This is a genomic window from Pseudomonas paralactis, assembly GCF_001439735.1.
Lineage (GTDB): Bacteria > Pseudomonadota > Gammaproteobacteria > Pseudomonadales > Pseudomonadaceae > Aquipseudomonas > Aquipseudomonas paralactis.
In genome coordinates this window covers 437,509-464,161 of sequence record NZ_JYLN01000002.1, presented here as the reverse complement: position 1 = coordinate 464,161, position 26,653 = coordinate 437,509, and the positions used below count along the sequence as shown (strand labels likewise).

Genomic DNA, 26,653 nt, shown 5'->3' with positions numbered 1-26,653 from the left:
CCTACAAAATGCGGTCAGAACGCGATAGAGGTTTGCACATACACCGTGCGCGGCTCGCCTACGTACTTGCCCTTGTTGTTGTCGTCGAACGAGCGCGTGTAGTACTGCTTGTTGAAGATGTTTTTCACCCCCACCGCCACATTCAAATCCGACAACTGCGGGCCGAAATCATAGGCCGCGCGGCTGCTGAACAGCATGTAGCCGGGGATGCGCCCGTTGGCACCGTCGGCGCTTTCGGCCTGGGTGTTGGCGTTGTCGGCGAACTGGCTGCTCTGGTAGCTGCTGTCCACATTCAGCTTCCACGGGCCTTCGGTGTAACCGACGCCCAGGGTGCCTTTGTGCTTGGACGAGAAGGGCACGCGGTTGCCTTTGTTCGGCCCGTCCTCGCGGATGGTCGCGTCCACATAGGCGTACGTGGCGTACACATCGAAACCGGCCAGCGCCGGGCTCAGGCCGTCGAGCGCATAGTTGACGCTCGACTCGATGCCCTGGTGACGAGTTTCACCGCGGGCGATCACCGTGTCGTTGGTCTGGTTGCTGTCGTACTGGTTGTCGAAGTTGATCAGGAACGCGCCGATTTCTGCACGCAGGTTACCGTTGTCATAGCGCGTGCCGAGTTCCCAGGTGCGGGCTTTTTCCGGTTTCACTTCGCCGCTGTTCACGCGGTTGGGCATCTGGCTGTACTGCACGCTGCCGAACGAGCCTTCGGTGTTGGCGTAGAGATTCCACTCATCGGTGAGGTGATAGAGCACGTTCAGCGCCGGCAGTGCGGTGTTGTAGTCGCCCTTGTATTTGACGTTGCTCAGGTTGTTGGTTTGCTGGGACTTGATCATCTCGTAGCGTACGCCCGGGGTGATGGTCCACTTGCCGATATCAATGCGGTCGTCGATAAAGAACGCGTTGGCCTCGGTGCCGCCACGGGTGTCGCGGTCGTTGCGACTGTTGGTAGTGGGGATTTGCTGGTTGGCGGCAATCGGCGTGCGGTAGCGCAACTCGTGACCGGCTTCATTGATATAGCGGTAGCCGACGCCCACTTCGTGGCTGGTGGGGCCAAGGTCGAAGCCTTGGGCGAAACGGGTTTCCAGGCCGCGTACCCAGTATTCGCGTGGCGACAGCGACAGGAAACTGCCCTGGTCCAGGTAACCGCTGCGCAGGGTCTTGGTGAAGAAGCTGTTGACCGTGAATTCGCGGCGGTCCTGCTCGTAGCGGTAGCCGACGTTGAACATCGTGCGGCGGCCCCAGAACTTGTCGTAGGGCCGAGTGGACTGATACGGGTCGGCCTTGTAGTCCTTGACGTTCAAACCACCGGGCATGTCGGCCTGGCCTTCGTAGTACTGCGCCATGGCGTTAAAGCTGTTGGCGTCGTCCAGTTGGTACTTGCCCTTGAGGATCAGGTCGTCGATGCGTGCGTTGCTGTTTTCGCGCCAGTCACCGCCACGGGTACCGGAGTACAAAATCGCGCCGCCCAAGCCGTTGTCGGCCGTGCCGCCGGCCAGCAGGTTGCCGGTGGTCTTGAAGCCGTCGTGGCTGGAAGACGGGCTGGTTTCGGTCTGCAAGCCGCCCTTGACCGTGGGCGCATCCGGAATGGCGCGGGTCACGAAGTTGACGATGCCGCCGACGTTTTGCGGGCCATAGCGTACCGCACCGCCGCCGCGTACCACGTCTACCGCGTCCATGTTGCCCATGCTGATCGGTGCAAAGGACAACTGCGGCTGGCCATAGGGCGCGAAGGGCACCGGGATGCCATCCATCAGTACCGTAGAGCGCGATGCCAGGCGTGGGTTGAGCCCACGAATGCCGAAGTTGAGCGCCATGTCATGGCTGCCGGTGCCGTTGTTTTCCGGGGCGTTGACGCCGGGGATACGGTTGAGCACGTCGCGGGCCTGGGTTGCACCCTGGCGCTCGAACTCTTCGCGGCGGATCACATCACGGGCGCCGGGGTGTTCAAACACGTTGGTTTGCGCCGCGTCACCGAGCCAGTCGCCAACCACATTGGAGGTTTGCAGTTCGAGGGTGGCGGGGGCATCAGCCGGTTGCAGGCTGAAAGCGTTGTCGCCCTCGGCCCGGGCTTGCAGGCCGGTGCCCTCCAGCAGTTTGCTCAGGCCCTCGGCTGCGCTGTAATTGCCCGACAGACCGCGGCTTTGCATACCGGCCGTCACATCGGAGCCGAACGACACCAACACACCGGCCTGGCGACCAAATTGGTTCAAGGCCGCTTCCAGGGTGGTCGGCGCAATGTGGTAAGCCTTGGCGTCGGCCGCCATCACCGCCGGCAGTGCGGTCAGGCTGAGGCTGGCGCCCAGTAGAAGTTGGCGCAAGGTGCGGGCAAGAAGCGTCGGTTGCTGGGGCATGAAGGCGGTCCTGAGAAGGAAGGATCAAGGTGGCTTTCCTTCTCTGTCACGCCAGGTGCGGAAAACGGCTCACATTTATAAAAAATAGTTACGGTAGGAGCGAGCTTGCTCGCGAAAATCATCAACGATAAAGCCGGTTGCCTGGTTTAACGCGGTGTGCTGGCGTTTTTCGCGAGCAAGCTCGCTCCTACAATAATCAGGCGCGGGCCTGCACGGTCACCCAATAGCGCGTAAAGCGCCGCACTTTCACCGGCAGGCTGATTTCCAGCAGGTCGAGGATGCGTTCGCTGTCATCCAGCGGGTAGCTGCCGGACAGCAACAGGTTCGCCACTTGCGGGTCGCAATTGAGCTGGCCGCGACGATAGCGCCCCAGTTCACTCAAGAAGTCTCCAAGGCGCATATGTGCAGCCACCAGCATACCGTCGGCCCAGGCGCCGCTGTTGGCGTCGGTGGCGCGCGGGGTATCCCAGCCCTTGCGGGTGAAATTGACCTGGCGGGTGGCATCGACGCTCAGCGGCAAACCGCTGTAGCTGTTGGGCATGACGTCGACCTGGCCGGCCAGCACTGCCAGTTGGGTGTGGTCGTTGAACTGGCGCACATTCAGGCGCGCCGTCTGGCTACTGAGCAGGCCCTGGCCGGTCAGCACATGCAAGGGCGTGTCACCGGCACGGGTGGTCAGCAGGATTTCACCTTCGAGCAGGCGTACCAGGCGCTGCCGACCGTCGAAATGCACATCCACCGCGCTGCCGGTGTTGAGCTGCAACTGGCTGCCGTCGGCCAGTTGCACCGTGCGGCGCTGGCCCACCGGGCTGCGATAGTCGGCGCTCAGCGGCGGCAGGATATGTTGCTGGCGCAGGCTCCACGCGGCTGCCGAGCCAGCACCGAGGATCAAAAGCAACTTCAGCGCCTGGCGTCGGCTGCTGGAGCGCGGTGCATTCAAGGCTGCGTGGGCCAGGGGCGAAGGCATCCCGCGCAGGCGCTGGTTGACCTGTTGGATCTGCTCCCAAGCACGCTGGTGCTCGCTGTGGGCGTTCAGCCATTGCTGCCAGGCCGCTTGCTGGCGAGGGTTGAGCGTGCCTTGCTGCATTTCCAGCAGCCAGTGCACGGCTTGTTCGGCGACTTGGCTGGAGACGTTCATAGGGCGAAGTAGCAACGCATGGCGGCTTTGGTCAGATGACGTTTGACCGTGGCGATGGAGATGCCCAGCTCGGCGCTGATTTGCGCGTAGGTCAGACCGTCGAGCTGGGCCAGCAGGAATGCGCGTTTCACCAGCCTGGGCAGGCCGTCGAGCAGTTGGTCCAGCTCCAGCAGGGTTTGCAGAATAATTGCGCGGTCTTCTTCCGATGGCACCACATGCTCGGGCATTTGCGCCAGGGCATCGAGGTAGGCGCGTTCCAGGTCCTGGCGGCGATAGAAGTTGCACAGCACGCGCTTGGCCACGGTGGTGAGGAAAGCGCGGGGCTCGATCAGCGTCGGGGTTTCCCGTGCGCTGAGCACGCGAATAAAGGTGTCCTGGGCCAGGTCGGCGGCGTTTTCCGGGCAGCCGAGCTTGCGTCGCAACCAGCCGGTGAGCCAGTGGTGATGGTCGTTATACAAAACTTCGACGGTGTTGGAAGGCTGCAACGCGATCACTCCACAAGCATTGACATGCTTTAGAGAACAAGAATTGTTCGCATTGTAGGGTGAGTGACGAGGTTCGGCAATCGGCCAGGGCAGGTGATTCATCCGTTCTCTTTTGCTTATGAGAATATTTATCATTAATATTGCGCGCTGATGAACTTGGCGCCTGCCGCATGAAAAGCAAAACCGCATTGCCCCTTTCCTATCGCCTCGCTGTCACCTCGCGCGTGCTGGCAGCTGTCATCGGTGGTTACTTGATGGCTTCCCTGGCCGCCATCTGTCTGGCGCTCTGGTTGCCCACTTCCCGCGCCGATGCGGTGGTCACCGGCATGATGAGTTCGTTCGTGTTCTACCTGCTGGCGGTGCTCTGGTGTTTTGCTTGCCGCACGGCCTGGCGCGCCTGGGCCGGGGTGATGCTGCCGAGTGCGCTGTTCGCCACGTTGGCCGGCGTTGGTTTCTGGGTGGCGCACACATGAAAGAGGGCTTTCGCCAGGCCATGGCCTGGCTGCATACCTGGGCCGGATTGATCTTCGGTTGGTTGCTGTTTGCGATTTTCCTGACGGGCACCCTGGCCTATTTCAAAGACGAAATGACCCACTGGATGCAGCCCGAAGTGCAGGCCCATCCCCTGGACGACGGGCGTAGCCTTGCCGTAGCTCAGAATTACCTGCAACAACAGGCGCCCACGGCGGCGCGTTGGTTCATTACCTTGCCGACCCAACGCGATCCCGGCCTGTCGGTGATGTGGCAAGACAAGGTCGAGCCCGGCAAGCGCGGCACCTTTATCCAGAAAACCCTCGACCCGGTCAGCGGCCAGCCCGTCCAGGCCCGCGACAGCAAGGGCGGCGAGTTCTTCTATCGGTTCCACTTCCAGCTGCAAATGCCTTACCCGTGGGGCCGCTGGCTCTCGACCATCGCCGCCATGGTGATGTTGGTCGCACTGATCACCGGCATCATCACCCACAAAAAAATCTTCAAGGACTTCTTCACCTTCCGCCCGCGCAAAGGCCAGCGCTCCTGGCTCGACGGGCATAACGCGGTGGGTGTGCTGGTGCTGCCTTTTCACCTGATGATCACCTACAGCAGCCTGGTGATTTTCATGAACATGGTCATGCCCGCGCCCATCATGGCGTCCTACGGCGATGACAGCCGGGCGTTCTTCGATGAATTGTTTCCCGCTACCAACAATGCGCCCGCCCTGGGTCAACCCGGCCAATTGCTGCCGTTACTGCCGATGTACCAGCAGGCCCGCGAGCAGTGGGCGGGCGGCCATGTGGGGCGGCTGGCGGTCAACAACCCGGGCGATGTCAACGCCTCGGTCAATGTGTCGCGCGCCGGCTCCGACAGCGTGGTGCACGCCTTTGGCAATACCCTGTCGTTCAACGGCACCACCGGCGAGCTGCTGCGGGCCAGTGGCAAGCCGTCTTTGCCTGCGGTAATTGGTGGCAGCTTCTATGGGTTGCACATGGGCCATTTCGCCGGTCCCGTGCTGCGCTGGTTGTACTTTATCTGCGGCCTGGCGGGCACGGCGATGATCGGCACCGGGCTGGTGATCTGGCTTGGCAAGCGCCAGCTCAAGCACGCCAAAACCTCGGTGATGCCGTTTGAACTGCGGTTGGTGGAAGTGTTGAACGTTGCCAGCATGGCCGGGCTGATGATCGCCATCGCCGCGTTTTTCTGGGCCAATCGACTGCTGCCGGTGAGTTTCGCCGAACGTTCTGACTGGGAAGTACAGGCCTTCTTTATCGCCTGGGGCCTGAGCTTGCTGCACGCCATGCTGCGACGCGGTCGTCAGGGTTGGGTTGAGCAACTGAGCTTCGGCGCGTTGCTGTTCGCGCTGATCCCGCTGCTTAACGCCAGCACCACCTCGCAGCATTTGGGCGTCTCTCTGGTCAATGGCGATTGGGCCATGGCGGGCTTCGACCTGACCTGCCTGGCCAGTGGCGTGTTCCTCGCCTGGGCGGCCTGGAAGATGCACCACCGCACGGCGCCGCAACCCAAGGCCGAACGTGCGCGTGGCCTGACGCTCAAGCAGGAGGCCAACTGATGCTGCTCGCGCTGCTGATGTGCTACGCCGGGTTTACGGCGCTGTGCCTGTCCACCGACCGCCACCACGGCGAACTGCTGCACAGCAAACCTACGCCCACTCGGCGCCTGGGGCTGCGGGTGGGTGGCTGGTTGCTGCTGATGGTTGCGATCTGGCCCGCCGTGTTTGCCGCCGGTTGGAGCCAGGGCCTGGTGCAGTGGTGCGCGGTGTTGATGCTCAGCGCCTTGCTGCTGGTGTTGCTGTTGCCGTATCGGCCAAGGCTGGCCTTGATTCTGGCAGGCCTTGGCCTGCTGGCCAGCCCGGTTGCGGCCTTCGCCCTGTTCTGAGCCTGCCATGATGATCAGCCCACCGCCGGAACCTCAGGACAGCCCGCACCCGGATGCGGCCGGTGGGCGTGCGCATTTCCTGCAGGTATTTTTATCCCAGCGTTCGCAGATGGAGGCATTGGTGAGCCGCCGGGTTGGTTGCCGCGCCACGGCGGCCGACCTGGTGCAGGACTTGTTCCTGCGTTTCTGGCGCCGCCCTTTGGTGCAGGTTGAGGAGCTCAGCACTTACCTGCTGCGCTGCGCGGGCAATATCGCCATCGACCATCTGCGCAGCGAAGGCGCGCGGGTACGCAGCAGTGAAGGCTGGCGGCCCGAGCAGCCAGATCACCACAGTTGTGAACCCCAGGCGGCGCTGGAGGCAGGCAATGATCTGCGCCATGTCGAAGCCGCCTTGCGCAGCTTGCCCGAACGCACTCGGCAGATTTTCCTGCTTAACCGCATCCACGGTCGCAAATACGCCGAGATCGCCAAGGCCATGGGGCTGTCCCAAAGCGCCGTAGAAAAACATATGATGCGCGCCCTCGAAGCCTGCAAGGCCAGCCTTCGTGAACCGCCGCCTCCACGTACGCCAGGGAAAGCACCGTGAACGTTACGCCCACACCCGCCCAGGAACAGGCCGCGCTGGCCTGGCTGAGCCTGTTGCATGACCAGCCCAGCAGCGGCGACCAGGCCACGTTCAGCCGCTGGCTGCGCGCCGACCCCGCGCATGTCCAGGCTTACTCCCAGGCCCAGGTGCTGTGGGAGTTGAGCGAAGTGCCGGCACGCCAGCTGGCCGATGAGGACGCGCTGGCCTTGCAGGGCTACCTCAACCAGATCAACACCTCCAGGCGTTCACGGGGGTTGCGCTGGACCGCCGCCCTGGCGATGGCCGCAAGCCTGCTGCTGATGGTGGCGATGGGCGCCGGTTGGCAGCCGTCGCGCTGGGTCGATGAGTTGGGTGCCGATTACGTGACAGCGGCGGGGGAGGTAAAGACCTTCATCCTGGCAGATCAATCCCAGGTCACCCTGGATGCCGACAGCGCCATTGCCGTGGATTTCAGCCAGGGTGAGCGGCATATCCAACTGCGGCGCGGGGCGGGGTTTTTCAGCGTGAGCCACACGGGACAGCCCTTTGTGGTGGAGGCGGGCGGTGGTGAGGCGCGGGTGCTGGGCACCCAGTTCGAAGTGCGTCTGCAACCTGCAGGCGCTGAGGTCACCGTGCTGTCCGGGCGAGTCGGCGTAACCCCATCCAAACAGGGCCTGCAACAGGTCCTGGCAGCGGGTCAGCAAGTGGCCTATGCCGACGGCGTAGCCGACGCCCTGCACGCGGTCGACAGCCAGTCACGCCTGGCCTGGCGTGACGGCTGGCTCAATTACTACAAGGCGCCGCTGGCAGATGTGGTCAAGGACCTGAGCCGTTACTACCCGGGCCGCATCCTGTTGCTCAACGATGAGATAGGCGCCAGACGCGTCAGCGGCAGCTTTGCGAGCAGCGATCCGCAGGCGGTGTTGAATGCGCTGCAAGCGGTGCTCGGCTTTGAACAACACTCACTGCTGGGGCGCATGATCGTGTTGCGCTAGGCCCAAGGCGCCGTTCACCGAACCTTCATCGCAATCGCCCAAACCTGTCACCAAACGGTTACACGTGCCGTGGATCATCCCTGGTTCCTGAGCAAATGGTCAGGAAGAGCCTCTCTGCCCCATACAACACAACAATGTCAGTAAGGGATCAACACGTGAACTACAACACTCTTTATGCCCTGCTTATGGCATCGGGCCTGGGCGGCTTTGCGCCGCTGGTTCTGGCCGATGACACACAGGATGTGGGTTCGGTGAATGTTACCGGCAAGCAGACCCTGGGCAACGGGCATATGATTCGCGAGGAAAGTGCCAAGGCGCGCTCGACGGTCACCAAAGAAGCCATGGATGAAATGTCGGCCACCGCCAACGCCATCGACAAGCTCAAGTACACCCCGGGCATCAACGTTTCCAGTGATGACGCCAGCGGTACCAGCGGCACCAGCTTCACCATGCGCGGTATGAGTTCGGACCAGGTCGGGGTTTCAGTCGACGGCGTGCCGATTAACGACTCGGGCAACTACAGCGTGTATTCCAACCAGCTGGGCGACCCGGAAAACCTCGCCGAAGTGTTCGCCACTCAGGGTTCGTCGGAGGCGGACGGCCCGCACATCGGCTCCAGCGGCGGCAACATCGGCATGATCACTGTCCGGCCGACCAAAGACGCCGGGGTATTCGCCAAGCAGATCGTAGGCGCCAATGCCCTGCGCAAGACGTTCGTGCGGGCAAATACCGGCGATTTTGGTGGCTTGAAAACCTGGGTCTCGGCGTCGCACCTGGAAGGCGATAAATGGCGCGGCAAGGGCACCCTGCGCAGCGACAAAATCGAGTGGAGCAGCCTCTTCGAAGGTGACAACGGCAGCTCCACACTGGCCACGGTCAAGTACAACAAGCAGGAAAACTACAACTACAACAGCCTGAGCAAGTCACAGTTCGAGACGGAGGGGCGACGCAAGGATTACGCCGAAAGCCCGGTGTACAAGGCAGGTTTGTTGTCGGCGTCCTACAAGCTCAACCGCAACCCCTTCGAAAGCGTAAACGCTACGCTGACCCAGCGCTGGCAATTGCAGGACAACCTGTCGCTGACCGTCACGCCGTACTACTACTGGTCCAACGGCGGCAGCTTCAGCGGCCAGACCGCCTCCAACCTGGGCCCGAAGTCCGACAAGGCCGGCAACTACGACCTGAGTAACCTGCAATCGGCCAACTACTATCGCCCGTCGTGGACCGAGACCTGGCGCCCCGGTTTCACCGCCAAAATGAAGTGGGACATCAACGAAGCGCACAGCCTGGACTACGGCTACTGGTATGAGCGCGCACGCCAGCGCCAGACCCAGCCATTTATCGGGATCAACGGCGAAGGCGCGCCCGATGATGTGTGGGGCGATTACAACAGCGGCGGGCAGGTGGTCGACAAGAATGGCGCCACCGTACAAGGTCGCCACTATTACACCGTCACCCCGGCGCAGAAACTCTGGGTGCAGGACAATTGGCAAGCCACGCCGGACCTGAGTTTTGTCGCGGGCCTGGCCTACCAATACGTCGAGCGCGACGGCGACAACCTCGGCAGCCTGTACGACAAACCGGAAAAACGTAACACCCGTTACCACCAGTTCCTGCCCAATTTCAGTGCCAAGTACCAGGTCGATGAAAGCAACCAGGCGTTCTACAACGTCACCCGCAATATGCGCACACCGCCCAACTATGTGCTCTACAACAAGGGAGACTCCGTCAGCCTCAAGTCCGAATTGAGCTGGAACCAGGAACTGGGCTGGCGTTATACCGAAGACGACATGGCCCTGAGTGCGACCTTGTTCTATATCAGCTTCAAGGATCGCCAGGTGTCGACCACCGACGCCAGCGGTGACTACATGGTGCTCAACGTCGGCAGCGTGGATAACAAGGGGCTGGAACTGGAGTGGAGTGGCTTGTTGCCGCACAACTTCAACTACTACGCCTCGTACACCTACACCCAGTCCGAGCAGAAGGACGATTTGCTGAGCAAGAACGTGCTGCTGCCAACCTCGGGCAAGCAACTGGCCAACGTGCCGGAAAACATGTTCAATCTGGTGTTCGGGTACGACGACTCGCGGTTCTACGGGAATGTCGCGGGCAAGTATGTCGGCAGCTTTTATGGTGATTTGACCAACAAGGAAAAGATCGAAGGCCGTACGGTGTTTGACCTTAACGCCGGTATTTACTTGCCGGTGGACAAAAAGATCATCAAGTCGGCAACCCTGCGGTTTTCGATGCTCAACGTGTTTGACAAGCAATACCTGAGCTCCGCGCGTACCGTTGCGTTCAACTCGGCGCCGGTCAACGGGCTGGGGGCAAGCACGGCGTATTACAACGTCGGCGAGGAGCGCACGGCGATGGTGTCTCTGGAAGCCAACTTCTAAGGCCACCACACGACCCAATGTGCAGAGCTGACGTGTGTGGGAGCTGGCTTGCCTGCGATAGCGGTGTGTCAGTCACAGGTATTGAACCTGTTACACCGCCATCGCAGGCAAGCCAGCTCCCACATTTGATTGGGTGTTACTTCAGGGCGGCCATGATTGCTTCGGGGTTGTAGTCGCGAATCAACGTGCCGTTCACATCCACAAACGGGATTCCGCCACCACCCAGCGCCTCATAGGCCTTGCGCGCCTGGGCGTCCTTTTCGATATCCAGCGCCTGGTACGGTATGCCTTTCTGGTCCAGAAAACGCTGGATCTGCTTGCAGTACCCGCACCACTGCGTGGAATACAACACCACACGCGCCGAGGCGCGTACCTGCTCCGACACTACCTGGGAGGGGTTGAACGCCCGCTCGATCTTGCCCCAGTTCTGGATCGCAACCACCACCAGTAACACCAGCAGGACTTTCTTCAGAACCCCGCCCAGCATCAGTTACGGCGCTTGAGCTGGTCGGTCAGCTGGGTCGGCAGGCCCTTGATGATCAAGGTGCCGGCGGCTTCGTCGTACTCGATCTTGTCGCCCAACAGGTGCGCTTCGAAGCTAATGGACAAACCCTCGGCGCGCCCGGTGAAGCGGCGGAACTGGTTAAGGGTGCGTTTGTCGGCTGGAATTTCCGGTGACAGGCCGTAATCCTTGTTGCGGATATGGTCATAGAACGCTTTTGGCCGATCTTCATCGATCAGGCCGGAGAGCTCTTCCAGGCCCATGGGTTCGCCGAGCTTGGCCTGGCTGCTGGCGTAGTCCACCAGGGTCTTGGTCTTTTCGCGGGCGGATTCGTCAGGCAGGTCTTCGCTTTCAACGAAGTCACTGAACGCCTTGAGCAGGGTGCGGGTTTCGCCCGGGCCGTCGACGCCTTCCTGGCAGCCGATAAAGTCGCGGAAGTACTCCGAGACCTTCTTGCCGTTCTTGCCCTTGATAAACGAGATGTATTGCTTGGACTGCTTGTTGTTCTGCCACTCGGAAACGTTGATGCGTGCCGCCAGGTGCAGTTGGCCCAGGTCCAGGTGGCGCGAGGGCGTCACGTCCAGCTCGTCGGTGACTGCCACGCCTTCGCTGTGGTGCAGCAGGGCGATGGCCAGGTAGTCGGTCATGCCTTGTTGGTAGTGGGCAAACAGCACATGGCCGCCGGTGGAGAGGTTGGACTCCTCCATCAGCTTCTGCAGGTGCTCCACCGCCGTACGGCTGAAGGCGGTGAAGTCCTGGCCACCGTCAAAGTATTCCTTCAACCAGCCGCTGAACGGGTGCGCGCCCGACTCGGCGTGGAAGAAGCCCCAGGCCTTGCCTTGTTTGGCGTTGTAGCTCTCGTTGAGGTCGGCAAGCATGTTCTCGATAGCGGCCGACTCGGACAGTTCGGAGTCGCGGGCATGAAGAACTGCGGGTGTGCCGTCGGGTTTTTTGTCGATCAGGTGGACGATGCAATGACGGATCGGCATAGGCTTCTCGGCTGGTTGAAGGGGGAGCGGTCGGCCTCCCCGAAAAGTCGCCCAGTGTACCGCACCCATTGGCCGCGACGTGCCCCAAAGGGCATTTTGGATGGCCTCCGACCGCCCATATGCCTTTTTTTCACGGTTTAGAGCGATAAAGCTGACCAAATGGGTATGTTGAGGCGGATATTTCCCCGTCTCTGTGCTAGTTTTGCCCCGTCTTACGCCAAGTCTCGGCGTTAAGCGTGCATTCAGCATTTGTCAGGTCGAACCAATCCCCGTTTCAAGCATCTATAACCCCGATCTCCGTGGTTATAGCCGGGGATGCCAGGCCATGACGGTCGGGCTCGACGGCTGACACTGCACTCTGCAATCCATATGAATTTGATAGGGAAGGAACACCACAATGGCTTTGACTAAAGACCAACTGATCGCTGATATCGCTGAAGCTATCGACGCGCCAAAAACCACCGCGCGCGCTGCTCTGGACCAACTGGGCCAGATCGTTGCCGATCAGCTGGAAAATGGCGGCGAAATCACTCTGCCAGGCATTGGCAAGCTGAAAGTGACCGAGCGTCCTGCCCGTACCGGCCGTAACCCTTCGACTGGCGCTGCCATCGAAATCGCTGCCAAGAAAGTTATCAAGCTGGTTGTGGCTAAAGGCCTGACCGACGCTGTTAACAAGTAAGACGCAGTAAAAAAACCGTGCTCCGGAGTGATCCGGGCACGGTTTTTTGTTGCCTGCGTTTTTTAACTGTAGGAGCGAGCTTGCTCGCGAAAAACGTTAACGATAACGCGCCCGTCCTGGTTGAGCGTGGCGCCTTGGCGTTTTTCGCGAGCAAGCTCGCTCCTACAGGTGGGCGTCAGCGAACCCAGCGCTGGCGCCAGATCTGCTGTTCGTTCTTGGTCTGGAAGGTCCAGGCCACAAACCGGCTCTGCTTCTGCCCCTGAGACATCTCCACCACCTGGCTTTCCAGCACGCCGGCTTTTTTCAGCGCGGTTTCGATCGCAGGCAAGTTGGACGCTTTTGACACCAGGGTGCTGAACCACAGCACTTTGTGGGCAAAATGCGCGCTCTCGGCGATCAATTGCGTTACAAACCGCGCTTCGCCGCCTTCACACCACAACTCGGCCGATTGGCCACCGAAGTTGAGCACCGGCAACTTGCGCTTCGGATCCGCCTTGCCCAGGGCGCGCCACTTGCGCTCGCTGCCCTTGGTGGCTTCATCCATGGATGCATGGAACGGCGGGTTGCACATGGTCAGGTCAAAGCGTTCGCCCGGCTCCAGCAAGCCCAACAGGATCTGCTTGGGGTTGGGCTGTTGGCGCAGCTGGATAACCTTGCTCAGGTCATTGGACTGCACGATGGCCTTGGCGGCGGACACGGCAATCGGGTCGACCTCCGAGCCCAGGAAGTTCCAGCGGTACTCCATATAGCCAATCAGCGGGTACACGCAGTTGGCGCCCATGCCGATATCCAGCACCTTGACGATCGAGCCACGTGGGATCTTGCCGTCGTTGACGCTGGCGAGCAGGTCGGCGAGGAAGTGCACATAGTCGGCACGCCCCGGTACCGGGGGGCACAGGTAATCGGCCGGGATGTCCCAGTGCTGGATGCCATAGAACGACTTGAGCAACGCCCGGTTGAACACCCGCACCGCGTCTGGGCTAGCAAAGTCGATGCTTTCCTTGCCATAGGGGTTGATGATCACGAATTTCGCCAGTTCCGGCGTGGTCTTGATCAGCGCCGGGAAGTCGTAACGGCCCGTGTGGCGGTTGCGCGGGTGCAAGGTGGCCTCTTTGCGCGGCGCGACGGGCTTGGTCGTGGCGGCGGTTTTAGGCTTCTTGCGCGGAGGTTTTGGCGTAGTCGGGGCGGTCATGATGATTCTGGTGTTGGCTCAAAGTGGTGAGCATTGTCACACATTCCTGAACACAACTCGGTCAAATGTGGGAGCTGGCTTGCCTGCGATAGCATCACCTCGGTATGCCTGATACACCGAGTCGTCAGTATCGCAGGCAAGCCAGCTCCCACAGGGATAGGGTTTTGATTGGGAAATGGTGTCGTTTTCCTGGACAAAAAAAGAGGCCCGAAGGCCTCTTTCTCTACATGGTTTCCCCTTACAGGCTGGAAATTCGCGCGTGTTGCTCCGCCAGCTTGCCCAAGGCCTGTTCAGCCTCGGCCAACTTGGCGCGTTCTTTCTCGATCACTTCAGCTGGCGCTTTGTCAACGAACGCCGCGTTGGACAGCTTGCCGCCCACCCGCTGCACTTCGCCTTGCAGACGCGCAATTTCCTTGTCGAGGCGGGCAAGTTCCGCGCCCTTGTCGATCAGGCCGGCCATCGGCACCAGCACTTCCATATCACCGACCAACGCGGTGGCAGACAGCGGTGCTTCGGCATCGGCAGCCAATACGGTGATCGACTCCAGCTTGGCCAGCTTCTTGAGCAGCGCATCGTTTTCGCTGAGACGGCGCTGATCTTCGGCACTGGCATTCTTGACGAACACGGCCAATGGCTTGCCCGGCCCGATGTTCATCTCGGCGCGGATGTTGCGCGTGCCGAGCATCAGGGTCTTGAGCCATTCGATATCGCTTTCGGCGGCCTCATCGATGCGCGCTTCGTTGGCCACTGGCCAAGGCTGCAGCATGATGGTCTTGCCTTCGATACCGGCCAACGGCGCCAGGCGCTGCCAGATTTCTTCGGTGATGAACGGCATGAACGGATGCGCCAGGCGCAGCGCCACTTCCAGCACGCGCACCAGGGTGCGACGGGTGCCGCGCTGGCGTTCGACCGGCGCGTTTTCGTCCCACAGTACCGGCTTGGACAGTTCCAGGTACCAGTCGCAATACTGGTTCCAGATGAACTCGTACAGGGCCTGTGCGGCCAGGTCGAAACGGAACTGGTCGAGCTGGCGGGTCACTTCGGCTTCGGTGCGTTGCAGCTGCGAGATGATCCAGCGATCAGCCAGGCTCAGCTCATAGGATTCGCCGTTCTGGCCGCAGTCTTCGCCTTTGTCCAGCACGTAGCGCGCCGCGTTCCAGATCTTGTTGCAGAAGTTGCGATAGCCTTCGACGCGGCCCATGTCGAACTTGATGTCGCGACCGGTGGAGGCCAGCGAGCAGAAAGTGAAGCGCAGGGCGTCGGTGCCGTAGCTGGCGATGCCGTCGGCGAATTCATCGCGGGTCTGCTTCTCGATCTTTTTCGCCAGTTTCGGCTGCATCAGGCCCGAGGTGCGTTTCTGCACCAGAGTTTCCAGGTCGATGCCGTCGATGATGTCCAGCGGGTCCAGGACGTTGCCCTTGGACTTGGACATCTTCTGGCCCTGGCCGTCGCGCACCAGGCCGTGTACGTACACGGTCTTGAACGGTACCTGCGGGGTGCCGTCTTCGTTCTTCACCAGGTGCATGGTGAGCATGATCATCCGGGCAACCCAGAAGAAAATGATGTCGAAGCCGGTGACCAGCACGTCGGTGGAGTGGAATTTCTTCAGGAACTCGGTCTGCTGCGGCCAGCCCAGGGTAGAGAAGGTCCACAGGCCCGAGCTGAACCAGGTGTCCAGTACGTCGTTGTCCTGTTGCAGCGCGATGTCGGCGCCGAGGTTGTGCTTGGCACGCACTTCGGCTTCGTCGCGGCCTACATAGACCTTGCCCGACTCGTCGTACCAGGCCGGAATGCGGTGGCCCCACCACAGCTGACGGCTGATGCACCAATCCTGGATGTCGCGCATCCAGGAGAAATACATGTTTTCGTACTGTTTAGGCACGAACTGGATGCGGCCGTCTTCAACGGCGGCAATCGCAGGTTCTGCCAGCGGCTTGGTGGACACGTACCACTGGTCGGTCAGCCACGGCTCGATCACAGTGCCGGAGCGGTCGCCCTTCGGCACTTTCAGGCCGTGGTCGTCAACGCTGACCAGCAAACCGGCGGCGTCGAAGGCTGCAACGATCTGCTTGCGCGCTTCAAACCGGTCCAGGCCTGCGTATTCGGCCGGGATCTTGCCGTCAATGCTGTCGTTCAGCGAGCCGTCCAGGTTGAACACCTGGCAGGCCGGCAATACGGCGGCATTTTTGTCGAAGATGTTCAGCAACGGCAGGTTGTGGCGCTTGCCGACTTCGTAGTCGTTGAAATCGTGGGCCGGGGTGATTTTCACGCAGCCGGTGCCGAACTCAGGGTCGCAGTAGTCATCCGCGATGATCGGGATACGGCGGCCAACCAGTGGCAGTTCGACGAATTTGCCGATCAGCGCCTGGTAGCGCTCGTCGTTCGGGTTAACGGCCACGGCGGCATCGCCGAGCATGGTTTCCGGACGGGTAGTGGCGACGATCAGGTACTCATTGCCTTCAGCGGTCTTGGCGCCGTCGGCCAGCGGGTACTTGAGGTTCCACAGGAAGCCTTTCTCGTCATGGTTTTCCACTTCGAGGTCGGAAATCGCCGTGTGCAACTTGGTGTCCCAGTTAACCAGGCGCTTGCCACGGTAGATCAGGCCGTCTTCGTGCAGGCGCACGAAGGCTTCCTTCACGGCTTCCGACAGGCCGTCGTCCATGGTGAAGCGCTCGCGGCTCCAGTCCACGGACGAGCCCAGGCGACGGATCTGACGGCTGATATTGCCGCCGGACTGGTCCTTCCATTCCCAGACTTTCTCCAGGAATTTCTCGCGGCCCAGGTCGTGACGGTTCTGGCCGGTGGCTTCCAGTTGGCGTTCCACCAGCATTTGCGTGGCGATACCGGCGTGGTCGGTACCCGGCTGCCACAGGGTGTCTCGACCCTGCATACGGCGGAAACGGATCAACGCATCCATGATCGCATTGTTGAAGCCATGGCCCATGTGCAGGCTGCCAGTGACGTTCGGTGGCGGAATCATGATGGTGTAGGAGTCGCCCGCACCTTGTGGGGCGAAATAGTTCTCGGACTCCCAGGTGTTGTACCAGGAAGTTTCGATAGCGTGGGGCTGGTAGGTCTTATCCATGCGCGGCGGGACCCTAGTTGGCATTTATTCAGGAAAGCCGGCAAGTATAACGAGGGATAGGGGCGAGGGCGAGGTGAAGACGGTTTAAGACCGATGCAGAATTAATGTGGGAGCTGGCTTGCCTGCGATGGCGGTGTTTCAGTCAGCATCGTCGGCGACTGATGCGCCGCCATCGCAGGCAAGCCAGCTCCCACAGGGATCTATGCAAGGTTTAAGACTGGTATTGGCTGAGCAACCGCTCCATGCGCGCATCCATCCGACGCTTGATCTCGGCTTCGATATGCGGCGCAAAGTCATCGATCACATCCTGCATGATCAGCTGGGCGGCAGCGCGCAGTTCGTTGTCCAGGTGCAGCAGCAGGGCATCGGGGGCTTTTTCTGCGGCGGGGGCGGGTTGTTCAACCACAGGTTCCGGCGCGGCAGGCTTGTGGCCGACCATGTCGAACAGCAGCGGTATCTGTACCTCGCCATCGGCCGTTTCGGTCAGCAGCGGCGGTTGCAGGTTGTCATCACCCAGCAACTGACGGATCGACTCCAGGTCGTCCAGCAGGTGGTCGTCTTTTTTCAGCGGGTTGGGAGTGTCCATCGTGTGCTCTAAAGTCGTTGTAACCGGTGATCCTGCAGAGAATAGCCCTGTTCGCGATAGAAACGAAAACTCTCCCGCGCGGCCTGACGAATAGCCGGGTCTTCCACCACCACTTCCGCCACACGGGCGAACGCCTTGGCAAAGGCCGGTACTTTCAGGTCCAGATTGACCAACAGGTCATGGTGATCGCCGCAACTGTCGCCCAGGCCCAGCACTACCAGGCCTTCGGGTTCTGATTCGGCGGGGCCGTGGGGCACGAAGCTTTCGCCCTTGAAGCGCCACAGGCGCGCATCCAGCTCATCGCGTTGGGCGGCATCGCTGCAATGCAGGTAGATGCGATGGCCCATGCGCCAGGCTTTTTCGGTGAGCTTGCAGGCAAAGTCCAGGCGCGCGAGGGGATCGGCGCTGGGCAATATATAGAAGTCGACTTGGGTCATTGCAGTTCCTGGTGCTGGCCCGCGGCCTCTGTAGGAGCGAGCTTGCTCGCGAAAAACCTGAGGACACCGCGCTCATCCAGGATGGGCGCGTTATCGTTGGCGATCTTCGCGAGCAAGCTCGCTCCTACAAAGGGCGCGGGGGGCGCTTAGGCCTTGGCGCGATCCAGCAGGTATTGGGTCAGCAGGGGTACCGGACGGCCAGTTGCGCCTTTGTCCTTGCCGCCGCTGGTCCAGGCGGTGCCGGCGATGTCCAGGTGGGCCCAGTTGAAGTTCTTGGCAAAGCGCGACAGGAAGCAGGCCGCCGTGATGGTGCCGGCTTTCGGGCCGCCAATGTTGGCGATGTCGGCGAATGGGCTGTCCAGTTGTTCCTGGTACTCATCGAACAGCGGCAGTTGCCAGGCGCGGTCGTCGGCAGCCTTGCCGGCGCTGAGCAGTTGCTCGATCAGTTCGTCGTTGTTGCCCAGCAGGCCCGACGTGTGGGAACCCAAGGCAACGATGCACGCGCCGGTCAGGGTGGCGATGTCGATCACGGCCTGGGGCTTGAAGCGCTCGGCGTAGGTCAGGGCGTCGCACAGCACCAGGCGGCCTTCGGCGTCGGTGTTGAGGATTTCCACGGTCTGGCCGCTCATGGTGGTGACGATATCGCCCGGGCGGGCCGCGCCGCCGCTCGGCATGTTCTCGGCACAAGCCAGAATGCACACCAGGTTGATCGGCAGCTTGAGTTCCAGCACGGCACGCAGGGTACCGAATACGCTGGCGGCGCCGCCCATGTCGTACTTCATCTCATCCATGCCCGCGCCCGGCTTGAGGCTGATGCCGCCGGTGTCGAAGGTGATGCCTTTACCCACCAGGGCGTAAGGCTTCTCGGACTTCTTGCCGCCGTTGTATTGCATCACGATCAGGCGTGGCGGCTGGTCGCTGCCCTGGCCTACGGCATAGAACGAGCCCATGCCCAGGTCCTTGATCTTCTTTTCGTCCAGCACTTCAACCTTCAAGCCCTTGAACTCTTTGCCCAATGCCTTGGCCTGTTCGCCCAGGAATGTCGGGTGGCAGATGTTCGGCGGCAGGTTGCCCAGGTCGCGAGTGAACGACATGCCGTTAGCGATGGCCTGGGCGTGGGTCACGGCGCGCTGAACTTCAGCCTGAGCGGCCTTGATGGTCAGCAGGGTGATTTTTTTCAGGGCGCGCGGTTCGGCCTTCTGGCTCTTGAACTGGTCGAAAACATAACCGCCGTCCAGCAGCGACTCGGCCAACAGGCGGGTCTTGCCGTAGCTGTCACGGCCCTTGACCACGATTTCGTCGAGTGCCAGTGCCGCATCGCTGCCGCCCAGGCCCTTGAGGGTGGTGAGAATGCCGCTGATGATCTTGCGCAGCGTACGGTCGCCCAGTTCGGCGTCCTTGCCCACGCCCACCAGCAATACGCGCTCGGCCTTGAGGTTGGGCAGGCTCTGCAGCAGCAGGCTCTGGCCGACTTTACCGGCCAGGTCGCCGCGCTTGAGGATCGCGCTGATCGCGCCGCCGCTCAGTTCGTCCAGTTGCTTGGCGGCGACGCCGAGTGTGCGGCCTTCGCCGACAGCGACCACGAGGGTGGCGGTTTTCAACGTTTCGGGGCTAACGCTTTTTACAACCAATTCCATGTTCGGGTCCCTTATCAAGGTCTGTGAGCCTGGAGTTTGTACTCAGGCTTGAAGCTCGGCAGCTTGGTAAACCGCCTGCGGGCAAAGGCCGCAGTTTGAACCTCGCCGACGGAGCCTGACAACCCTTGGCGCACGCTTTGTGCGTGCGCATGAGTAAGCTCCGTGACAGGCGCGGTCAATCACAGGATAATGCGCCATCTTTTCAGCCGGCCCGTGGTAAACGGGTCGACTTGGTATGCTTGCTTGTTTGGCCGCCTTAGCCTGACAACCCTGGAGTGTCTGGTTTGATCGTCTTCCGTTATCTGTCCCGCGAAGTCCTGTTGACCCTGAGTGCCGTGAGTGCGGTGTTGCTGGTCATCATCATGAGTGGTCGTTTCGTCAAGTTCCTGGCTCAAGCCGCCGCAGGCGCACTGGACCCGGGGTCGTTGTTCTTGATCATGGGCTACCGGATGCCCGGGATGCTGCAGTTGATCCTGCCATTGGGCCTGTTTCTCGGCATATTGCTGGCCTATGGCCGCTTGTACCTTGAAAGCGAAATGACCGTGCTGTCGGCCACCGGCATGAGCCAGCAGCGGTTGCTGGCCATGACCATGGTGCCCGCCGCCGGTGTTGCCCTGGTGGTGGCCTGGTTGAGCATGAGCCTGGCGCCCCAGGGGGCCATGCAATTCCAATTGCTGCTGAACAAGCAGGATGCCATGACCGAGTTCGACACCCTTGAGCCCGGACGCTTCCAGGCGCTCAGTGATGGTACGCGGGTGACCTATACCGAAACCATGAACGATGACCGCTCCAATCTCGGCGGCGTGTTCATTTCCCAGAAGAACCTCGGCCAGAACCAGAAAGACCGTGGCATTTCCATTCTGGTGGCCGACAGCGGTCGCCAGGAAGTGCGCCCCGACGGCAACCGCTACCTGATCCTGGAAAACGGCTACCGCTACGACGGCAGCCCGGGTCTGGCGGACTACCGGGCGATCAAGTACGACACTTATGGCGTCATGCTGCCCAAGCCCGAGATCAGCGGCGAGGTCACCGACCGCGACGCCCTGCCGACCGCATCGCTGTTCGGCAGCCAGGAACTGCGCTCCATTGCCGAGCTGCAATGGCGTTTGTCCCTGCCGCTGCTGGTATTTATCGTGACCCTGATGGCCGTGCCGCTGTCGCGCGTCAACCCGCGCCAGGGGCGTTTCCTCAAGCTGCTGCCGGCGATCCTGCTGTATATGGCCTACCTGACCATCCTGATTTCTGCCCGTGGCTCCCTGGAGAAAGGCAAGTTGCCGCCAGCCCTTGGCCTGTGGTGGGTGCACGGGGTTTTCCTGATGATCGGCCTGGGGCTGCTCTATTGGGAACCTATCCGTTTGAAAATGAAGAGCCGTCGTGGCCAGAAGGAGTTGGCCCGTGGCTAAGCTTGATCGCTACATTGGCAGCAGCGTACTGATCGCCATCCTGGCGGTACTGGGCATCATCCTCGGCCTGGCCTTGCTGTTTGCCTTCATTGATGAAGTCGGCAACGTCACCGACACCTATACGGTCACGGATGTGCTGAGCTACGTGGCGCTGACTGCGCCGCGCCGTCTCTACGACATGATGCCGATGGCGGCGCTGATCGGTTGCCTGATCGGCCTGGGCACCCTGGCCAGCAACAGCGAACTGACCATCATGCGCGCCGCTGGTGTATCCATTGGTCGTATCGTCTGGGCGGTGATGAAGCCGATGCTGCTGCTGATGGCGTGCAGCGTGCTGATCGGCGAATACGTTGCGCCCCCGGCCGAAGCCACTGCCCAGGCCAATCGCGCCCTGGCCCAGGGGTCGGGCGATGCGCAAAGCGCCAAGCACGGCTTGTGGCACCGCCAGGGTGATGAGTTCATCCACATCAACGCCGTACAACCGGGCGGCCTGTTGATCGGTGTCACGCGCTATACCTTTGATAAAGAGCGGCACATGCTGTCTTCCAGCTTCGCCAAGCGTGCGCAATACAATGCCGAGCAATGGCAGTTGAGCGACGTCACCACTACCTACTTCCGCAATGTGGGCCAAGGCACCAAGGCCAGCACCGAAGTGGTCAATGTACCGACCGAACAGTGGGATATCGCCCTGAAGCCGGAACTGCTCAACACCGTGGTGATGGTCCCCGAAGCGCTGCCGATCTCTGGTTTGTGGAGCTACATTCATTACCTCAAGGAGCAGGGCCTGAACAACGGCCGCTACTGGCTGGCGTTCTGGGTGAAAGTCCTGCAACCGGTGGTGACCGCTGCGTTGGTGTTGATGGCGATTTCCTTCATCTTCGGGCCGCTGCGCTCCGTAACCCTGGGCCAGCGGGTATTTACCGGTGTGCTGGTGGGCTTTACCTTCCGCATCGCCCAGGATTTGCTCGGGCCGTCGAGCCTGGTGTTCGGCTTCTCGCCGCTGTTTGCGGTGCTGGTGCCGACGACCATCTGCGCCGTGGCCGGGTTCTGGTTGCTGCGTCGGGCAGGTTGAAGCCACGCTCGCAAAATGCCAGCCACTGTAGGAGCGAGCTTGCTCGCGAAAATCCGCGAAACGCTGCGTTCATCCAGGATGAACGCGTTATCGTTGGCGATCTTCGCGAGCAAGCTCGCTCCTACAGTTTTAAGCCCCATTAAAATGGGGCTTTTTTGTATTGGTCAGCAAAGATGACGTCTGGCCCGAGCATCAGGTACAATTCCCGGCTATTTTTCAGCGGGCAATCTGCCTGCAGCCTTTTTGAGTGTTGATCCGTGAGTGATTTGAGTCATATCCGCAATTTCTCCATCATCGCCCACATTGACCATGGCAAGTCGACGCTGGCCGATCGGTTTATCCAGATGTGCGGCGGCCTTGCCGAACGTGAAATGGAGGCCCAGGTCCTGGATTCCATGGACCTTGAGCGCGAGCGCGGGATCACCATCAAGGCCCACAGCGTTACCCTGTATTACACCGCCAAAGACGGTATCAAGTACCAGCTGAACTTCATTGACACCCCAGGCCACGTAGACTTTACCTATGAAGTCAGCCGTTCCCTGGCGGCCTGCGAAGGTGCGTTGCTGGTGGTGGATGCGGGCCAGGGCGTTGAAGCCCAGTCCGTTGCAAACTGCTACACCGCCATCGAGCAAGGCCTGGAAGTCATGCCGGTGCTGAACAAGATCGACCTGCCTCAGGCCGATCCGGACCGTGTAAAAGAAGAAATCGAAAAAATCATCGGTATTGACGCCACCGACGCCGTCGAGTGCAGCGCCAAGACCGGCCTGGGCGTCGACGAAGTGCTCGAACGCCTGGTCAAGACCATCCCCGCGCCCACCGGCAACTACGAAGATCCGCTGCAAGCGTTGATCATCGATTCCTGGTTCGACAACTACCTGGGCGTTGTCTCCCTGGTACGCGTGCGTCAAGGCCGCGTGAAGAAGGGCGACAAGATCCTGGTCAAGTCCACCGGCAAGATCCACCTGGTGGACAGCGTCGGTGTGTTCAACCCCAAGCACACCGCTACTACTGATCTGAAAGCCGGTGAAGTAGGCTTCATCATCGCCGGTATCAAGGACATCCACGGTGCGCCAGTGGGTGACACCCTGACCCTGAGCTCCACTCCTGACGTGGCGATGCTGCCGGGCTTCAAACGCATCCAGCCGCAGGTCTACGCAGGCCTGTTCCCGGTCAGCTCCGACGACTTCGAAGACTTCCGTGAAGCGCTGCAGAAGCTGACTCTCAACGACTCGTCGTTGCAGTACACCCCGGAAAGTTCCGACGCCCTGGGCTTCGGTTTCCGTTGCGGGTTCCTGGGCATGCTGCACATGGAAATCATCCAGGAGCGCCTGGAGCGCGAATACGACCTGGACCTGATTACCACGGCACCCACGGTTATTTTTGAGCTGGCGCTGAAAACCGGTGAAACGATTTACGTCGACAACCCGTCCAAGCTCCCGGATCTGTCTTCCATCGAAGACATGCGCGAGCCGATTGTGCGCGCAAATATTCTTGTGCCGCAGGAACACCTGGGCAACGTAATTACCTTGTGTATCGAAAAGCGTGGCGTACAGCACGACATGCTGTTCCTCGGTACCCAGGTGCAAGTGACCTACGATTTGCCGATGAACGAAGTGGTTCTGGACTTCTTCGACCGTCTCAAATCCACCAGTCGCGGCTATGCTTCGCTGGATTACCATTTCGACCGTTATCAATCGGCTAATCTGGTGAAACTGGATGTGTTGATCAACGGCGACAAGGTCGATGCCCTGGCACTGATCGTGCACAAGGACAACGCGCATTACAAAGGTCGCCAGTTGACCGAGAAGATGAAAGAACTGATTCCGCGCCAGATGTTCGACGTTGCGATCCAGGCCGCCATTGGCGGGCAGATCATTGCGCGGACTTCCGTCAAGGCTCTCAGAAAGAACGTACTGGCCAAATGCTACGGCGGTGACGTAAGCCGTAAGCGCAAGCTGCTTGAGAAGCAAAAGGCCGGTAAAAAACGCATGAAGCAAGTGGGCAACGTGGAAATTCCACAAGAAGCCTTCCTTGCGGTGCTCAGGTTGGATAGTTAGGTCCTATGTCACTAAATTTCCCGCTGTTGCTGGTCATCGCCGTTGCCGTTTGCGGCCTCCTGGCGTTGCTCGATCTGGTGTTCTTCGCCCCGCGTCGGCGGTCGGCCATTGCTTCCTATCAGGGCAGCGTCAGCCAGCCCGATGCGGTGGTGGTCGAGAAGCTGAACAAAGAGCCCTTGCTGGTTGAATACGGCAAGTCGTTCTTCCCGGTGTTGTTCATCGTGTTGGTGCTGCGTTCGTTCCTGGTGGAGCCGTTTCAGATCCCTTCGGGGTCGATGAAGCCAACCCTGGACGTGGGCGACTTCATTCTCGTGAACAAGTTTTCCTACGGGATCCGCTTGCCGGTGATCGACAAGAAAGTCATCGAGATCGGTGACCCGCAGCGCGGCGATGTGATGGTGTTCCGCTACCCAAGCGACCCGAACGTCAACTACATCAAGCGTGTAGTCGGCCTGCCGGGCGATGTGGTGCGCTACACCAGCGACAAACGCCTGTTCATCAACGGTGAGTCGGTGGCCGAGAAGCTGCTGGGCGCCGAGCCGAACACCCTGGGCAGCGCCGAGCTGTACCAGGAGAAACTCGGTGCGGTAGAGCACGAAATCCGCAAGGAAATGAGCCGCTACCGCGCGATGCCTGATGGCCAGTGGAAAGTACCCGCCGGGCACTATTTCATGATGGGCGACAACCGCGACAACTCCAACGACAGCCGTTACTGGGATGACCCCAACATTCCCAAGGACCTGCTGGGCATGGTGCCCGACGAGAACATCGTCGGCAAAGCCTTCGCGGTCTGGATGAGTTGGCCGGAGCCCAAGCTCAGCCACCTGCCGAACTTCTCGCGGGTCGGGCTGATCAAGTAATACAAGCGGCGCTGTGAACACAGCGCCGAATGCTTTTCTGGGGCTTGGACATTTTCCGATGCCCGGTACCCATCAGGATTTGAATTTGAACACTGCGTCAATCGTCGATGGCCGCCGGTGCCATCAACTAGATATGGATAAACCGTGACCGTTTCTCTAAGTCGTCTCGAGCGCCAGCTCGGCTACACCTTCAAGGACCAGGAATTGATGGTCCTTGCCCTCACACACCGCAGCTTTGCAGGGCGCAATAACGAGCGCCTGGAATTCCTTGGTGACGCTATCCTCAATTTTGCCGCCGGCGAGGCGCTGTTCGAGCGTTTCCCTCAAGCGCGCGAAGGCCAGCTGTCGCGCCTGCGCGCACGTCTTGTGAAAGGCGAAACCCTGGCCGTGCTGGCCCGAGGTTTCGGCCTGGGCGAGTACCTGCGGCTGGGTTCCGGTGAGTTGAAAAGCGGCGGTTTCCGTCGTGAGTCAATCCTGGCTGATGCCCTGGAAGCCTTGATCGGTGCGATCTACCTCGATGCCGGGATGGAGACTGCCAAGGAGCGCGTTGTCGCCTGGCTGGCCTCGGAAATCGAAAGCCTGACGCTGGTAGACACCAACAAGGATCCCAAGACCCGTCTGCAAGAGTATCTGCAGTCCCGCGGTTGCGAACTGCCACGCTACGAAGTGGTGGATATCCAGGGCGAACCGCATTGCCGCGTGTTCTTCGTGGAATGTGAAATCACCTTATTGAACGAAAAAAGCCGAGGTCAGGGTGTGAGCCGTCGTATTGCCGAACAGGTAGCGGCCGCTGCAGCACTGATTGCCCTGGGCGTGGAGAATGGCCATGACTGATTCAACCGCAACACGCTGTGGCTATGTTGCCATCGTCGGCCGCCCGAACGTGGGCAAGTCCACGCTGCTCAACCACATCCTCGGCCAGAAGCTTGCGATCACCTCGCGCAAGCCTCAGACCACCCGCCACAACATGCTGGGTATCAAGACCGAAGGCAACGTGCAGGCGGTGTATGTCGATACCCCGGGTATGCACAAAGGTGGCGAGAAAGCCCTGAACCGTTACATGAACAAGACCGCTTCGGCGGCGTTGAAAGACGTCGACGTGGTGATCTTCGTGGTCGACCGCACCAAGTGGACCGACGAAGACCAGATGGTGCTTGAGCGTGTGCAGTACGTCACCGGCCCCTTGATCGTCGCGTTGAACAAGACCGACCGCATCGAAGACAAAGCCGAGCTGATGCCGCACCTGACCTGGTTGCAGGAACAACTGCCGAACGCCCAGATCATGCCGATCTCGGCTCAGCACGGCCACAACCTCGAAGCTCTGGAGCGCGTGATCGCCGGTTACCTGCCGGAAAACGAGCATTTCTTTCCGGAAGACCAGATCACCGACCGCAGCAGCCGCTTCCTCGCCGCCGAACTGGTACGCGAGAAAATCATGCGCCAGATGGGCGCCGAGCTGCCGTACCAGATCACCGTCGAAATCGAAGAGTTCAAGCAGCAGGGCAAGACCTTGCACATTCATGCGCTGATCCTCGTCGAACGTGACGGCCAGAAGAAAATCATCATTGGCGACAAGGGCGAGCGCATCAAGCGCATCGGCACCGAAGCGCGCAAGGACATGGAGCTGCTGTTTGACTCCAAGATCATGCTTAACCTGTGGGTGAAGGTTAAGGGTGGCTGGTCCGATGATGAGCGTGCGTTGCGCTCCCTGGGCTATGGCGACCTGTAACGGGTCTCGAACACACTGCAAAACCTTGTGGGAGCGGGCTTGCCCGCGATGAGGATGTAACATTCAGCAGAGATGTTGACTGTGACGCCGCCATCGCGGGCAAGCCCGCTCCCACATTGGATCGA

General features: G+C 60.6%; 23 protein-coding genes. 13 read left to right on the top strand and 10 right to left on the bottom strand.

Translation table 11 applies throughout. The features are described from left to right. Positions 1-14 precede the first annotated feature (14 nt). From fecA to TX23_RS06300, 3 genes are all read right to left on the bottom strand, one after another. The gene (gene fecA, locus TX23_RS06310) at positions 15-2,351 is read right to left on the bottom strand and encodes a TonB-dependent Fe(3+) dicitrate receptor FecA (RefSeq protein WP_057701474.1); all 2,337 of its coding nucleotides are present in this window, start codon (positions 2,349-2,351) and stop codon (positions 15-17) included. A gap of 196 nt (positions 2,352-2,547) precedes the next feature. Then, a complete protein-coding gene (locus TX23_RS06305) occupies positions 2,548-3,489 on the bottom strand; it encodes a FecR domain-containing protein (protein WP_057701473.1) in 942 nt (313 codons plus the stop codon). Further along, on the bottom strand, positions 3,486-3,974 hold the full coding sequence (locus tag TX23_RS06300) for a sigma-70 family RNA polymerase sigma factor (RefSeq protein WP_057701753.1): 489 nt from the start codon (positions 3,972-3,974) through the stop codon (positions 3,486-3,488). The genes TX23_RS06305 and TX23_RS06300 overlap by 4 nt, the downstream gene beginning before the upstream one ends. Before the next feature lie 170 nt (positions 3,975-4,144). Between TX23_RS06300 and TX23_RS06295 the strand changes: the two genes are divergently transcribed. The 6 genes from TX23_RS06295 to TX23_RS06270 all read left to right on the top strand — a co-directional run bounded on the left by TX23_RS06295 (position 4,145) and on the right by TX23_RS06270 (position 10,300). After that, on the top strand, positions 4,145-4,447 hold the full coding sequence (locus tag TX23_RS06295; RefSeq protein ID WP_057701472.1) for a DUF3649 domain-containing protein: 303 nt from the start codon (positions 4,145-4,147) through the stop codon (positions 4,445-4,447). Beyond that, complete coding sequence (locus tag TX23_RS06290; RefSeq protein ID WP_057701471.1) at positions 4,444-6,018, top strand: PepSY-associated TM helix domain-containing protein; 1,575 nt, start codon at positions 4,444-4,446, stop codon at positions 6,016-6,018. The genes TX23_RS06295 and TX23_RS06290 overlap by 4 nt, the downstream gene beginning before the upstream one ends. Continuing rightward, the gene (locus TX23_RS06285) at positions 6,018-6,344 is read left to right on the top strand and encodes a DUF3325 domain-containing protein (protein ID WP_057701470.1); all 327 of its coding nucleotides are present in this window, start codon (positions 6,018-6,020) and stop codon (positions 6,342-6,344) included. Before TX23_RS06290 ends, TX23_RS06285 begins: the two co-directional genes overlap by 1 nt. 7 nt (positions 6,345-6,351) lie before the next feature. Then, a complete protein-coding gene (locus TX23_RS06280; RefSeq protein WP_057701469.1) occupies positions 6,352-6,930 on the top strand; it encodes an RNA polymerase sigma factor in 579 nt (192 codons plus the stop codon). Next, on the top strand, positions 6,927-7,904 hold the full coding sequence (locus TX23_RS06275) for a FecR family protein (RefSeq protein ID WP_057701468.1): 978 nt from the start codon (positions 6,927-6,929) through the stop codon (positions 7,902-7,904). The genes TX23_RS06280 and TX23_RS06275 overlap by 4 nt, the downstream gene beginning before the upstream one ends. 155 nt (positions 7,905-8,059) lie before the next feature. Then, a complete protein-coding gene (locus tag TX23_RS06270) occupies positions 8,060-10,300 on the top strand; it encodes a TonB-dependent receptor (RefSeq protein ID WP_087149481.1) in 2,241 nt (746 codons plus the stop codon). 136 nt (positions 10,301-10,436) lie between these two features. On the opposite strand, the gene TX23_RS06265 is transcribed toward TX23_RS06270, so the two are convergent. Further along, a complete protein-coding gene (locus TX23_RS06265; protein ID WP_057701466.1) occupies positions 10,437-10,787 on the bottom strand; it encodes a glutaredoxin family protein in 351 nt (116 codons plus the stop codon). Continuing rightward, on the bottom strand, positions 10,787-11,791 hold the full coding sequence (gene yejK, locus TX23_RS06260) for a nucleoid-associated protein YejK (protein WP_057701465.1): 1,005 nt from the start codon (positions 11,789-11,791) through the stop codon (positions 10,787-10,789). The genes TX23_RS06265 and yejK overlap by 1 nt, the downstream gene beginning before the upstream one ends. Positions 11,792-12,188: 397 nt before the next feature. Here yejK and TX23_RS06255 point away from each other — a divergent pair, with 397 nt between their 5' ends. Further along, entirely contained in the window at positions 12,189-12,470 is a 282-nt protein-coding gene (locus tag TX23_RS06255; RefSeq protein WP_005785131.1) for an HU family DNA-binding protein, read from the top strand. Between the two features lie 175 nt (positions 12,471-12,645). Here TX23_RS06255 and rlmF read toward each other — a convergent pair whose 3' ends face one another. From rlmF to TX23_RS06230, 5 genes are all read right to left on the bottom strand, one after another. Continuing rightward, complete coding sequence (gene rlmF, locus TX23_RS06250) at positions 12,646-13,662, bottom strand: 23S rRNA (adenine(1618)-N(6))-methyltransferase RlmF (RefSeq protein ID WP_057701464.1); 1,017 nt, start codon at positions 13,660-13,662, stop codon at positions 12,646-12,648. 238 nt (positions 13,663-13,900) lie between these two features. Then, entirely contained in the window at positions 13,901-16,747 is a 2,847-nt protein-coding gene (locus tag TX23_RS06245; RefSeq protein ID WP_057701463.1) for a valine--tRNA ligase, read from the bottom strand. A gap of 211 nt (positions 16,748-16,958) precedes the next feature. Continuing rightward, positions 16,959-17,333, bottom strand: a complete 375-nt coding sequence (locus TX23_RS06240; RefSeq protein ID WP_057701462.1) for a hypothetical protein — start codon at positions 17,331-17,333, stop codon at positions 16,959-16,961. Between the two features lie 8 nt (positions 17,334-17,341). After that, on the bottom strand, positions 17,342-17,770 hold the full coding sequence (locus TX23_RS06235; protein WP_057701461.1) for a DNA polymerase III subunit chi: 429 nt from the start codon (positions 17,768-17,770) through the stop codon (positions 17,342-17,344). A 146-nt stretch (positions 17,771-17,916) separates the two neighbouring features. After that, the gene (locus tag TX23_RS06230; protein ID WP_057701460.1) at positions 17,917-19,407 is read right to left on the bottom strand and encodes a leucyl aminopeptidase; all 1,491 of its coding nucleotides are present in this window, start codon (positions 19,405-19,407) and stop codon (positions 17,917-17,919) included. Between the two features lie 284 nt (positions 19,408-19,691). Here TX23_RS06230 and lptF point away from each other — a divergent pair, with 284 nt between their 5' ends. The 6 genes from lptF (at position 19,692) to era (ending at position 26,528) form a co-directional block, all read left to right on the top strand. Next, a complete protein-coding gene (gene lptF, locus TX23_RS06225; protein ID WP_057701459.1) occupies positions 19,692-20,810 on the top strand; it encodes an LPS export ABC transporter permease LptF in 1,119 nt (372 codons plus the stop codon). After that, a complete protein-coding gene (gene lptG / locus TX23_RS06220; RefSeq protein WP_057701458.1) occupies positions 20,803-21,882 on the top strand; it encodes an LPS export ABC transporter permease LptG in 1,080 nt (359 codons plus the stop codon). Before lptF ends, lptG begins: the two co-directional genes overlap by 8 nt. 257 nt (positions 21,883-22,139) lie before the next feature. Next, the gene (gene lepA, locus TX23_RS06215; protein ID WP_057701457.1) at positions 22,140-23,939 is read left to right on the top strand and encodes a translation elongation factor 4; all 1,800 of its coding nucleotides are present in this window, start codon (positions 22,140-22,142) and stop codon (positions 23,937-23,939) included. Between the two features lie 5 nt (positions 23,940-23,944). Further along, the gene (gene lepB / locus TX23_RS06210) at positions 23,945-24,799 is read left to right on the top strand and encodes a signal peptidase I (protein WP_005785144.1); all 855 of its coding nucleotides are present in this window, start codon (positions 23,945-23,947) and stop codon (positions 24,797-24,799) included. A 144-nt stretch (positions 24,800-24,943) separates the two neighbouring features. After that, a complete protein-coding gene (gene rnc, locus TX23_RS06205; RefSeq protein ID WP_003188856.1) occupies positions 24,944-25,633 on the top strand; it encodes a ribonuclease III in 690 nt (229 codons plus the stop codon). After that, positions 25,626-26,528, top strand: a complete 903-nt coding sequence (gene era / locus TX23_RS06200) for a GTPase Era (protein ID WP_005785147.1) — start codon at positions 25,626-25,628, stop codon at positions 26,526-26,528. The genes rnc and era overlap by 8 nt, the downstream gene beginning before the upstream one ends. The last annotated feature ends 125 nt before the right edge of the window (positions 26,529-26,653 follow it).